Raw genomic sequence first — 12270 nt, 5'->3', positions numbered from 1 at the left:
CGCCCCTGGGGCACCGGCCGGCGACTGCGAGTCATATACAGATGGTGATCATCTCTTTCGTACGACGACGAAGTCCGCGAGCGCGGTGAGCTGCGCCCGCACCTGTTCCGGCATATCGACACCATGCAACGCCTCGATGGCGACCGCATGCTGACGACGGGCCTCCTGGGCGGTCCAGTCACGGCCGCCCGCCTCCTCGATGAGTGCCGCGCGTGCGGCGAACTCCTCTTCGGAGAAGCTGTCGAAATCGCTGCTCTTGGCGTCGGCGGCGAGCAGTTCGCCCAGCCGCTCCGACGCGGGTCCGCCCGCGGCGAGCGCCGCGACGACCGGCAGGGACTTCTTGCGCTGGCGCAGATCGCTCCAGGTCTGCTTGCCGGTGGCCTCCGGGTCGCCCCAGATGCCGAGCAGATCGTCGACGGCCTGGAAGGCGAGGCCGAGGTGGTGGCCGTACGCCTCCAGGGTGTCCGCCGTGCGTTCGTCCGCGCCGCCGAGCACCGCGCCGATGGAGACGGCGCAGGCGAGGAGGGCTCCGGTCTTGTTGCCCTCCATCTCCAGGCACTCCTCGACGGTGACCCGCTCGCGGTGCTCGTAGGAGATGTCCTGGGCCTGGCCGTCGATGAGCTTGCGGGTGGCGGTGGTCAGCCGGCGGGCCGCCCGGCCCGCCTCGACGGTGTCCAGTTCCAGCAGGACCTCGTTGGCCAGCGCGAACAGCGCGTCACCGACGAGGATGGCCTGCGCGGGGCCGTGCACCTTCCACACGGTGTCGCGGTGACGGCGCTGTTCGTCGCCGTCCATCAGGTCGTCGTGCAGCAGCGAGAAGTTGTGCACGAGTTCGACGGCCACCGCGCCCGGGATGCCGGTTTCGGCGCTCGCGCCCGCGGCCTCCGCCGAGAGCAGCGCGAGCGCCGGGCGCACGGCCTTGCCGCCGTCCCCGTCGGCGGGGCGGCCATGGGCGTCGATCCAGCCGAAGTGGTAGGCGGCGACGGTGTCCATGGGCGGTGCGAGCCGGCCGACGGCGGCCCGGAGCACCGGCGCGGACAGATCCCGTCCGCGCTCCAGAAGCGCGGTGACATCCGCGGTGTCCGTCACGGTGTCGAAAGCCGGATTCGCCGGGGTCACTGACTCTCCTCTTGTTCCGGTGGTACTGCTCATGCCGCCTCCTGCAGCGGATGTTCGTGCGGTCGGCCGAGTTCCGAGAGGGCCGCCGACGCGGCGGCGAAGCCACTGCGGACCGCGCCCTCCATCGTCGCGGGCCACCCGGTGTCGGTCCACGCCCCGGCCAGGTACAGGCCCGGTACGCGGGTACGGGCCCCGGGCCGCAGCCGTCCGACGCCGGGGGAGGGAGCGAACGTCGCGGTGCGCTCACGGGTGACGAAGAAATCGCGGACACCGGCCCCGCGGGCGGCCGGGAGCAGCCGCTCCAGCTCCGGCAGATAGCGTTCGCGCAGCTCGGCGACGGGCAGGTCGATCTCGTCCTGGGCGGCGGACTGGGAGACCGCGAGGTACTGGCCGCCGCGCCCGCCCGTACGCGCGAGCCCGGAGGCGTCGGTACGGTCGAAGACCCACTGGACCGGGGACCCGAGCGCGGCGAAGAAGGGCCGGCGCAGCACCTTGCGGTCGTACACGACGTGCACGTTGAGGATGGGCGCGGTACCGAGGTCGAGCAGTCGTCCCGGTTCGTCGAGAGCGCCGTCGGGCAGCAGTCCGTGGGCCTCGCGCTGGGGCACGGCGAGCACGACGGTGTCCGCCTCGATCTGCTCGCCGCCGGTCGCCACGCTCCAGCGGCCGTCCGCCGTGCGGGTGACCGCGTCTGCCTTGGCCCGCGTGACGGTCCGTACCCCCGCCGCGTCGAGAGCCTGGCGGCTGAGGGTGTCGTGCAGGTCGCCGAGCGGCACGCTCGCCCATCCGATGTCGGCGGCGCCGGGATCGGAGAGCAGCCCGGTCTTGAACACCGTCGCGGCGAGCGCCATGGAGGCGTGGGCAGCGGTGGCGTTGAGGGTGGCCACGCCGACGAGGTCCCAGAGGGCTTCGACGGTGCGCCGCGACTGTCCGTGCCGGCCGAGCCAGGTCGCGAAGTCGATGCCGTCGAGCGCGGGGTCGGCCGGGTCCAGACGTCGCAGGGCCAGCGCGGCGCGTCCGACGCCCGCGCGTTCGGCGAGCGAGAGGTGCGGGTAGGTGGCGAGGCCGGCGGCGAGGTGGAACGGAACCGGCAGGCCGGTGCGGCGTAGCCGTCCGAGCCTGGGCCGGCCCGGACGGCCGATGTCGAGGACCGGTACGTCCAGCCGGTCCTGAAGGGGTGCGAGACGTGCGCCGCCGACGCGGTCGAGGAGCCAGCGGTAGCCGGTGCAGCAGCGGAGGTACACGTGCTGGCCGTTGTCGACGGTCAGCTCACCGCGCCGGAACGAGAAGACGAGGCCGCCGAGCCGGGGTCGTCCTTCGAGCAGGGTCACGTCAAGCCCGGTGTCGGCGAGACGGAGCGCGGCGGTGACGCCGGCGAGTCCGCCCCCGACGACGACCGCGCGCGAGGACCGTGCCGGTTCGTCCGTCATGCGTCCCTCCCTGGGCGGCCCTGAGCCGTCGTACTGGTGATCCTGATCATCACGGTCCTGCTCTCCCCCGTCAGGGACGCGAGAGATCCACGGAGGGTTGTCCACCGTTTGGACCCGTTGTACCCGGTGAACGCGGGTCGCGTGGTGTTCCGCATCCGCGTCAGACCCGCCTTCCGGTGGTCCGGCGCGAGACGTGCCGGGCGTCGAGGCCCGACAGACCGCGCACCGCCACGTACGCCTTTTCGTGTCCGGGCAGCGACACCCGGCCGCGCAGGACGGCCTCGGGGTCGCGTTCGATCCGGTCGAGGAGGCGGCGGTAGATGCCTGCCATGGCCGCCACACAGGCGCCGCTGCGCCGGTCGAGCATGGGCAGCAGCCGGTAGCCCTCGGCGAACAGGGCGCGGGCGCGGCGGACCTCGAAGTGGACGAGACCCGCGAAGTCCGACCCGGGCGGCGGGGTGGCCCGGTGGAAGCCCGCGGAGCAGCCGAACTTCGCGAGGTCGTCGGCGGGCAGATAGGTGCGTCCGTTGCCCGCGTCCTCACGGACGTCCCTGAGGATGTTGGTCAGCTGGAGGGCGAGCCCCAGGGTGTCGGCGTACTCGGCGGCGCGGTCGGCGCCGGGCGCGCCCGGTTCCGTACCGAAGACCCCCAGCGAGAGCCTGCCGATGGCTCCCGCGACGCACCGGCAGTAGACCTTGAGGTCGTCCCAGGTCTCGTACGTCTCCTCACGGACGTCCATCAGGACCCCGTCGATGAGTTCGTCGAGTCCGCCGAGCGGCAGCCGGAAGCGGCGGGCGGCGTCGGCGAGCGCGACGGCCACCGGGTCGGTGTCGTCCTCCTCGACCGCGCCGTCGCGCACCCGTCCGAGGAGCGCACGGGTGCTCTCCAACCGGGTCCGTTTGGTCTCCTGCGGCAGCTCTCCGTCGCCGATGTCGTCGACGCGCCGCGAGAACGCGTACAACGCCGACATGGCCTGCCGCTTCTCGGCGGGCAGCAGTCTGATCCCGTAGGCGAAATTGCGCGCCTGCTGTCCGGTGACCGCTTCGCAGTAACTGTATGCGGCCTGTACCGGCGCCGACATGAAGGTCGTCTGTCCCTCCACTGTCCGGCTCACCTCTCTCTACGCGCTCTTCGCAAAACAACTCCCACCTCGCGCAGCAGGCTGGGCTTGGTGGGCTTGGGCGGTCCGGGCAGTACGTCGAATCCGGCGGCCGTGACGGCGGTGAGCGCGGCGCGTCCCCCGGCCACGAATCCGGCGAGCAGCAGCCTCAGCCTGCCGTGCACGCTGCCCACCAGGGCGGTGCCCTCGTCCAGCAGGTCCTGGGCGCGCTGTGCCTCGTACGCGATCAGGGAGCGCATCGCCGCTCCGCCGGAGGGCGCGGCCAGGTCGGACTCGCCCACGTGGAACCGGGCCATGTCGTCGGCGGGCAGATAGATCCGGTCGCGGCCGAGGTCCTCGGACACGTCCTGGAGGTGTTCGACGATCTGGAGCGCGGTGCAGACGGCGTCGGACCTGCGGACGCGTTCCGGGCTCGCGGTGCCGGTGATCTGGAGGACGAGACGGCCGACCGGGTTGGCGGACAGCTCGCAGTAGGCGAGGAGTTCTTCGTACGTCCCGTAGCGGCGGACCTTCTGGTCCTGCCGGTTGGCCTCGATGAGCCCGAGGAAGGGTTCGGGGGTGAGCGCGCGTCGCCGGACGGTGGGGAGCAGGGCCCGCAACAGCGGGTGGTGCGGGCCTTCGCCTGTGGTGTCGAAGACCCGGTGCAGATCGGCCTCGAAGGCGTCGAGCATCGCGAGGCGGTCGTCGCCGCTCCCGGGGCCGAGACCGAGGTGGCGGGCGTCCGCGCCGCCGGGGGCCAGATCGCCGTCACCGATGTCGTCGACGAGCCGGGCGTAGCCGTACACGGCCATCAGGTCGTCGCGCCACGCGCGGGGCAGGAAGAAGGGGGCCACGGGAAAGTTCTCGTCCGCGGCCTTGTCGAGCGTGCCGGTCACCGGGTCGCCCGGACGTGTCTGCCGGGAGAGCGTCACCGCGAACCGCCCGGGTGGGGGACGGCGGGGGCACCTCGGAGCTGGAGATCATCCGTCATTGCCGTCACATCTCCCGTTCTACACTGCCGACCCAAAACATCCCTTTTCGGACACGCCGCCCGCTCTGCCGAGTACGACGGCCCCCAGGGGGCGGCCTGCCCGGAGGGCGTCGCCCCGCCTGCCATGAATCAGCACCGGTACAGCTTACGTTGTACAACGTCGGGCCGGGCGCCGGGGTGATCCATGGGTTGCAAGAACAGTTCGAGCACCGCCAACCTTCCCCGCTTCCACCGAGATTGACGTCATCCGCCGGTAGGAGATCTTCGGCGGGGACGACCGCGGCCCGCACCGGAGGAATCCGGTGCGGGCCGCGGCGGGAGCGGGGCCGGCTATTTGCCCGTCTCGCGCTCGTACGCCTTGATGACCTCGTCGGTCGGGCCGTCCATCAGCAGCTCGCCCTTCTCCAGCCAGAGCACACGGTCGCAGGTGTCCCTGATCGAGCCGTTGCTGTGGCTGACCAGGAAGACGGTGCCCGCCTCCTTGCGGAGTTCGCGGATGCGCTTCTCCGACCGGATGCGGAACTTGGCGTCGCCCGTGGCCAGCGCCTCGTCGATCATGAGGACGTCGTGGTCCTTGGCGGCGGCGATGGCGAAGCGGAGCCTGGCCCCCATACCGGAGGAGTACGTCCGCATCGGAAGGGTGATGAAGTCGCCCTTCTCGTTGATCCCGGAGAAGTCGACGATGCCCTGGTACCGCTCGCGGATCTCCTCCCGGGTCATCCCCATCGCGAGCCCGCCGAGGATGACGTTCCGCTCCCCCGTCAGATCGCTCATCAGCGCGGCGTTCACCCCGAGCAGCGACGGCTGCCCGTCCGTGTACACCTTGCCGCGCTCGGTCGGCAACAGACCGGCGATGGCCCGCAGCAGGGTCGACTTGCCGGAGCCGTTCGTCCCGATGAGGCCGATGGCCTCGCCCCGGTACGCCGTGAAGGAGACGCCGCGCACGGCGTGCACCTTCCGCACTCCGCGCTGCTCGCCCTTGCCGCGGCGGATTATCCGGTTCAGCGCCGCGGTGGCGCTGCCCTTGCCTCCGCCCGTGCCGTTGACGCGGTACACGATGTGCACGTCGTCGGCGATGACGGTGGGGACGCGCCCCGAAGTGTTCTGCTCAGCCACGGCCGTACCGTTCCTCTGCCTTCCAGAAATACACAAAGCCCCAGGCACCCACGAGCACGGCCCAGGCGAGCCCGGCGATCCAGACGTGCTGAGGCAGGTTGTCGGAGCCGTATCCGTCGATCAGGGCGAAGCGGATCAGGTCCATGTAGATGGCCGCCGGGTTGTACTGGAGCACGTCGGCGATCCAGGACGGCTTGTCCGCGAGCATCACCGGGATGGAGAACATGACGCCCGACGCGTACATCCAGGTACGCATCACGAACGGCATCAGCTGCGCCAGGTCGGGCGTCTTGGCGCCGAGCCGGGCCATCACCATCGCGAGACCGGTGTTGAAGAAGAACTGCATGACCAGCGCGGGGACGATCAGCAGCCAGGACAGCTTCGGGTAGCTGCCGAAGCCGATCACGATGGCGAGCAGCACGATCATCGAGTACAGCAGTTGCTGGAGCTGCTGGAGCGAGAACGAGATGGGCAGCGAGGCCCGTGGGAAGTGCAGCGCCCGCACCAGGCCGAGGTTGCCGGAGATGGCCCGGACCCCGGCCATCACCGAACTCTGCGTGAAGGTGAAGACGAAGACACCGGTCACGAGGAAGGGGATGAAGACCGAGGGCGACATCCCCCTCTTGGTTCCCAGGATCAGACCGAAGATCAGGAAGTACACCGCGGCGTTCAGCAGCGGAGTGGCCACCTGCCAGAGCTGGCCCAGCTTTGCCTGGCTGTACTGGGCGGTCAGCTTGGCCCGGGAGAAGGCCGCGATGAAGTGGCGCCGGTTCCAGAGTTCACGGACGTACTCGCCGAGCCCCGGTCGGGCACCGCTCACCGTGAGGCCGTACTTCGCGGCGAGATCGGCCGCGCTCAGCCCCTCGTCGGCGGATGGTGACGTGCTGTACGCGATCGCACCATCGTGGGTTGTGTCACTCACAAGTTGAAACTTTCGTCTTCAAGATGCGCAGCCAGTCGCGGGCGCGGCTCAGGCGGACAGGTGCCGGAAGGAAATCAAGCCTCATGTTCTCAGAGGGGAGCCTGTCAGATCACAGGAGGGCGGCCCAGCCTGGTCAGCCGCCACACCGTCCGCCACTTCATGGGACGGCGGGGCCCGCAGGGCTTGGCCCAGCCCTCCTTGAAGCCGCCGAACCATGCCTTGAGCGCCGGCCCTGACGGCTTGCGGAGCAGGGTCAGCAGCATCCACACACCGAGGTAGACGGGGACCAGCGGGGCGGGCAGGTTACGGCGCGCGAGCCAGACCCGGTTGCGTGCCACCATCCGGTGGTAGACGGCGTGCCGGGAGGGCGCGGTGGCCGGGTGGTCGAGGACCATGTCCGCGCGGTAGTCGATGAGCCAGCCGGCGTCCAGTGCCCGCCAGGCGAGATCGGTCTCCTCGTGCGCGTAGAAGAAGTCGCCCGGCAGCGGCCCGACCTCGGCGATGACCCTGGTGCGTACGGCGTTGGCGCCGCCGAGGAAGGTCGTCACCCGGGACGAGCGCATCGGATCGGACGCGCGCAGCCGGGGCACGTGGCGGCGCTGGGTGACACCGGTGTCCGGGTCCGCGATGCGGAAGCTGATGATGCCCAGCTTCGGGTCGGCCTCGAACGCCCGCCGGCACAGCTCGGCGGTGTCGGTCCTCGGCAGCAGGCCGTCGTCGTCGAGGAAGAGCAGCGCGTCGACCTCGGCGCCGGACGGGCCGAAGGCCTCGATGCCGACGTTGCGGCCGCCGGGGATGCCGAGGTTCTCCGGCAGCTCGACGGTCCGTACCCCCGGGGGGACGTCGGGGACCGGGGAGCCGTTGCCGACCACCACCACCTCGATCCGGTCGCCGTCCTGCGCGGCGACCGACGCGAGGAGGGCACGCAGTTCGTCCGGGCGGTTGCCCATGGTGATGATGACCGCGCCGAGTTTCATGGGGGTGCTCACTTCAGCCTGCTCGACGCCAGGATCGACACGAGGTGCAGCAGTGTCTGGACGATCGCGATGCCGGCCAGGATCGCGATGCCGAGGCGGCTGAAGAACAGGTCGCCGTGGACGACGTCGAGGATCGCGGCGACCAGGATGAACAGGCTCGCCTCGATGCCGCCGACCAGACGGTGGAACTTCAGCGCGGCCGCGGCCCGGCGGGCCAGCGCCAGACCCGAGGAACGCGGCACGGACGCCTCGTCCTTGACGGCGGGCAGTCCGCTGCGCTGACGGGCGACGTCGACCAGATCGGTCTCGGCCTTGATCAGGATCGCGCCGAGTGCGGCGAGTGTGCCGAGGAACGCCCAGAGCCAGTTCGTCGTGGCGCCGTTGTCGTGGAAGACGTCCGCGCCGCGGACGCCGAACCCGACCAACAGGGCCGCCTCGCAGAGGTAGTGGCCGATCCGGTCCAGATAGACGCCGGTGATCGAGGTCTGCTTGCGCCAGCGGGCGACCTCGCCGTCGACGCAGTCGAGGAGCAGGTAGATCTGGAACAGCACGACCGCGAGGATCGCGCCCGTGAGGCCGGGAATCAGCAGAGCGGCGCCGCCCAGGACCCCGACGACCACCATGAGGTACGTCAGCTGGTTCGGGGTGATCTTGGTGTTCACCAGGTACGGGTCGATGTGCAGCGAGATCTCCCGCATGTACATGCGCCCGGCCCAGTGCTCACCGCTGCGCCGGTCCTTCACTCCCTCCGGGTGAACGACCGGCCGGAGTTCAGCTACTGATGGTCTTGGCATAGTCGGCGTACGCGTCCCTGATCTGGTCGGTGGAGAGGTTGAGGTGTTCCAGGATCGTGAAGCGCCCCGGCCGTGTCTGGGGGGCGTATGCGACGGCCTGTACGAACTCGTCGACGGTGAAGCCGATCTCGCTCGGCAGCACCGGCAGCCGGTGCCTGCGGAGCGTTCGGGCCATGAGGACCGATTCCTGCGCGGCGCCGCGCAGATGCATCGCGAAGCAGGCGCCGAGGCCGACCTGTTCGCCGTGGCTCGCCGCGCGCCGGGGGAAGAGCAGGTCGAAGGCGTGGTTGATCTCGTGGCAGGCGCCCGACGCGGGCCGGGAGTCCCCGGCCACCGACATGGAGATGCCGGTCAGTACGAGACCTTCGGCGAGCACCTTGAGGAAGGCGTCGTCGCCGACCCCGCCGGGGTGCCGCAGCACCGCCTCGCCCGCCTGCCGGGCCATGGCGGCGGCGAGTCCGTCGATCTCCTCGCCGTTGACCGCGTGGGCCAGCTCCCAGTCGGCCACGCAGGAGATGTTGGAGACCGCGTCGCCGACCCCGGAGCGCACGTAGCGGGCGGGCGCCTCGCGGACGACGTCCAGATCGATGACGACGGCGATCGGGGTGGGGACCCCGTAGGAACCCCGGCCGTTGTCGTTGTCCAGGGTGGCGACCGGTGAGCAGAGCCCGTCGTGCGAGAGGTTCGTCGCGACGGCCACCATCGGCAGTCCGACCCGGGCCGCCGCGTACTTCGCCACGTCGATGATCTTGCCGCCGCCGAGGCCCACCACGGCGTCGTACCGGTTGCCCTTGATCCCGTCGGCCAGACTGACCGCCGAGTCGATGGTGCCGTCCGCGACCGGGTACCAGTCGGCGCCGGGCAGCACCGGCGCGAGCTTTTCGCGCAGCGCCTGTCCCGAGCCACCGCTGATCGCGATGGCGAGTTTGCCGGAGTTGGAGATCCGCTGGTCGGCGAGGAGCGCCGCCAGGTCCCCCATGGCGCCGCGACGGATGTCGACGACGACCGGGGAGGGGATGAGCCGGGTCAGTACAGGCACGCGATCCCACGGCCCTTCGCGAGGTCGTCGTGGTTGTCGATCTCCACCCACGGCACGTCGCCGATGGGGGCCACGTCGATGGTGAAGCCCCTGTTGACCAGCTCCTGGTAGCCGTCCTCGTAGTAGAGGTCGGGGTCGCGCTCGAAGGTGGTGCGCAGGGCGTCGGCGAGGTCTTCGGCGGCCCGGGGCTCGATCAGCGTGACACCGATGTACTCGCCGGTCGCGGTGGCCGGGTCCATCAGCTTGGTGATCCGCCGGACGCCCCGGTCGCCCTCGGTGATGACCTTCATCTCCTCGTCGGCGAGGTTCTTCACCGTGTCGAGGGCCAGGATGATCCTGCGGTCACCGCCGCGGGCGTCGAGGAGGGTCCGCTCGACGGAGACCGGGTGCACGGTGTCGCCGTTGGCAAGGATGACGCCTTCCTTCAGCACCTCACGCGCGCACCACAGGGAGTAGGCGTTGTTCCACTCCTCGGCCTTGTCGTTGTCGATGAGGGTGAGCTTCACGCCGTACGCGGCCTCCAGCGCGGCCCTGCGTTCGTACACGACCTCCTTGCGGTAGCCGACGACGATCGCGGCCTCGGTGAGTCCGACCTCGGCGAAGTTGGCCAGCGTCAGGTCGAGGACCGTCTTCGCGGTGCCGTCCCCCTCGGGGCCGACCGGCACGAGGGCCTTCGGAAGCGTGTCGGTGTAGGGGCGCAGTCGCCGTCCGGCACCGGCTGCCAGTACGAGGCCGATCATGCGGGTTCTCCTTCGTCGTGTACGGCGGGTGCCCCGGAGGACACCCAGAAGCGGATGGACTCCACGAGCACGACCAGCGCCACGGCACTCGCCAGAACGGTGAGCGCCACGGTGAGGTCGGTGCGCCCGGTGAGCACGGCGGCGAGTACGGCCACCACCAGGGTCCGCCCCTCGTGCCCACCGATCGTCCGCACCAGCCACTGGGGCGGCGCGCCGGTGCCGCCGCGGATGCGGTACACCGTGTCGTAGTGATGGTAGGCGACGGCCGAGACCAGCCCGAAGGCCGCGGGAAGGGCCCCGTCGACCTCGCTGCGGGCGGCCAGGATCAGTACGGTGCTGTACTCCGCCGCCCTGAATATCGGGGGTACGAGCCAGTCGAGCGCGCCCTTCAGGGGCCGGGCGACCGCCAGGCCGGAGGTGATCGCGTACACGGCCGCCGCGCCGACGGTCAGGCCGCTGCCGAACGGCGCGGTGAGGGCGACGGCTACCAGCGCCAGCGAGCCGGCGAGGGCCAGCAGCGGTGCGGTGAGACCGCCCCCCGGGCGCGGGGCCCTGGCGACGAGCCGGGCGAGCGGCCCCGAGTCGGCCAGATCGGCCAGCGCCTGAGCCGCGCGGTCGGTGCGCCGGGCCCTGCGGGTCAGCGAGCGCAGCAGTCGGCCCGCGGTGGTGTAGCAGGCCGCCAGCGCACAGCCGACGAGCAGGGCGTAGAAGACGATCCTGGGGGTGGTGACGGCGGTCAGGACCGCGATCATCGCCCATCGTTCACCGATCGGCAGCACTATCATCCGGCGCAGCCACACCGTCCAGCCGACGCTGTCGAGCCGGTCGGAGAGCGCGGCGGTGGGGCTGGTGTTGGAGACCGCGTCGTGGTTGGCCTCGTTGAACGAGAAGTCCACGACATGGCGGCAGGTCTGGAGCACCATGGCGCCGAGGGCGAGCGCCCAGACGTCGTCCCCGCCCCGGGCCGCCCCGAGGGCGAGGCCCGCGTAGTAGGCGTACTCCTTGGCCCGGTCGAAGGTGGCGTCGAGCCAGGCGCCCATCGTGGAGTACTGGAGCGAGTAGCGGGCGAGCTGCCCGTCGGTGCAGTCCAGTACGAAGGACAGGAGGAGGAGCACACCGGCCGCCACGTAGCCGCCGCGGGTGCCGGTCGCCGCGCAGCCCGCCGCGATCAGCGCGGTGAGCAGTGAGGCGGTGGTGACCTGGTTGGGGGTGAGGCCGCGGCGGGCGCACCAGCGGGCGATGTACCGGGAGTACGGGCTGATGCAGTACGTGGTGAAGAAGCCGTCGCGGGCCTTCACGGCGCTGCGCAGCCGTACCGCCTCGTCGTCGACCGCGTCGACGGCGGCGCGGGCGGCCGCCCGTCCGGCGTCGTCGGTGGGTACGGCGGCGACCAGTGAGCCGAGTTCGGGGCGCTGCACCGCCTCACCACCGGCGTCCAGCGCGGCGGCCAGCCGGCCGGGCAGGGTCCGGTCGGCGACCAGGGTGCCGGCGCCGCCGGGTGTCCCGGTGCCGGACGCGGTCGTCGCGCCGCGCAGCGCGCGCAGCAGCGCGGGGCGTGCCTCGGGCTGTGCGGTGAGGGCGCCCGCGACGGCGGCGGCGGGGAAGCGGGGGTCGGTCAGCCCGAGCCGCAGGGCGTGGGTGTGACCGATGAAGCGGGGGTCGACGAGTGCGACCCGGGCGTCGGCGGGGGCTGCGGCGACCAGCGTGGTCGCCTCGGTGACGTCGGCGGCGGCCTGTACGTCGAAGCCCAGTGTCCGCAGATCGTCCTGGAGCGACGATCCGGGCACCGGGGCACCGGTGAGAATGGCGGTCGACAGACGAACTCACTCCTTGGTGCTGACAGGTTCGGCGCGCGACAGGCGGCCCGGATGCGGGCCGGCGGCACGTCGGCAGAGGCTATCGGATGAACGGAACAGCGATTCCACTGCCCATTTGTGCTCCGTTCGGGGGAACCCGTGGCAGGTGTGCCGTTCGCGATCATCATCGTTGATCGACACCTCCGCGGCCAAACCGCGGCCGGTGGCCACGGGCGGCGGGCCGCCG

The 12270-nt window shown here is 71.1% G+C and carries 11 protein-coding genes; all 11 read right to left on the bottom strand.

Going from position 1 to position 12270, the window contains the following annotated elements; genetic code table 11:
- Positions 1–48 precede the first annotated feature (48 nt).
- Entirely contained in the window at positions 49–1152 is a 1104-nt protein-coding gene (locus tag PZB75_RS27905) for a polyprenyl synthetase family protein (protein ID WP_275538054.1), read from the bottom strand.
- Positions 1149–2549, bottom strand: coding sequence for a hydroxysqualene dehydroxylase HpnE (gene hpnE, locus PZB75_RS27900; protein WP_275538053.1), 1401 nt, complete (start codon positions 2547–2549; stop codon positions 1149–1151). The genes PZB75_RS27905 and hpnE overlap by 4 nt, the downstream gene beginning before the upstream one ends.
- Before the next feature lie 160 nt (positions 2550–2709).
- Positions 2710–3630, bottom strand: coding sequence for a presqualene diphosphate synthase HpnD (gene hpnD / locus PZB75_RS27895; RefSeq protein WP_275538897.1), 921 nt, complete (start codon positions 3628–3630; stop codon positions 2710–2712).
- Positions 3631–3659: 29 nt separating this feature from the next.
- Positions 3660–4580, bottom strand: coding sequence for a squalene synthase HpnC (hpnC, locus tag PZB75_RS27890; RefSeq protein ID WP_275538052.1), 921 nt, complete (start codon positions 4578–4580; stop codon positions 3660–3662).
- Positions 4581–4969: 389 nt separating this feature from the next.
- On the bottom strand, positions 4970–5755 hold the full coding sequence (locus tag PZB75_RS27885) for an ABC transporter ATP-binding protein (protein ID WP_275538051.1): 786 nt from the start codon (positions 5753–5755) through the stop codon (positions 4970–4972).
- Complete coding sequence (locus PZB75_RS27880) at positions 5748–6677, bottom strand: ABC transporter permease (RefSeq protein WP_275538050.1); 930 nt, start codon at positions 6675–6677, stop codon at positions 5748–5750. The genes PZB75_RS27885 and PZB75_RS27880 overlap by 8 nt, the downstream gene beginning before the upstream one ends.
- A gap of 104 nt (positions 6678–6781) precedes the next feature.
- Positions 6782–7654 (bottom strand): glycosyltransferase, encoded by an 873-nt coding sequence (locus tag PZB75_RS27875; protein WP_275538896.1) that lies wholly within the window; start codon positions 7652–7654, stop codon positions 6782–6784.
- A gap of 8 nt (positions 7655–7662) precedes the next feature.
- Positions 7663–8448, bottom strand: a complete 786-nt coding sequence (locus PZB75_RS27870) for a CDP-alcohol phosphatidyltransferase family protein (RefSeq protein ID WP_275538049.1) — start codon at positions 8446–8448, stop codon at positions 7663–7665.
- Positions 8426–9487: an iron-containing alcohol dehydrogenase family protein gene (locus tag PZB75_RS27865; protein ID WP_275538048.1), complete on the bottom strand. Its 1062-nt coding sequence runs from the start codon at positions 9485–9487 to the stop codon at positions 8426–8428. The genes PZB75_RS27870 and PZB75_RS27865 overlap by 23 nt, the downstream gene beginning before the upstream one ends.
- Positions 9475–10227 carry a phosphocholine cytidylyltransferase family protein gene (locus PZB75_RS27860; RefSeq protein WP_275538047.1) on the bottom strand — a complete coding sequence of 251 codons (753 nt, stop codon included), beginning with the start codon at positions 10225–10227 and terminating at the stop codon, positions 9475–9477. Before PZB75_RS27860 ends, PZB75_RS27865 begins: the two co-directional genes overlap by 13 nt.
- Positions 10224–12014: a DUF5941 domain-containing protein gene (locus PZB75_RS27855; RefSeq protein WP_275538046.1), complete on the bottom strand. Its 1791-nt coding sequence runs from the start codon at positions 12012–12014 to the stop codon at positions 10224–10226. The genes PZB75_RS27860 and PZB75_RS27855 overlap by 4 nt, the downstream gene beginning before the upstream one ends.
- Positions 12015–12270 lie beyond the last annotated feature (256 nt).

Source organism: Streptomyces sp. AM 4-1-1 (assembly GCF_029167625.1).
Classification (GTDB): domain Bacteria; phylum Actinomycetota; class Actinomycetes; order Streptomycetales; family Streptomycetaceae; genus Streptomyces.
This window is presented reverse-complemented; position numbering and strand designations above follow the sequence as displayed.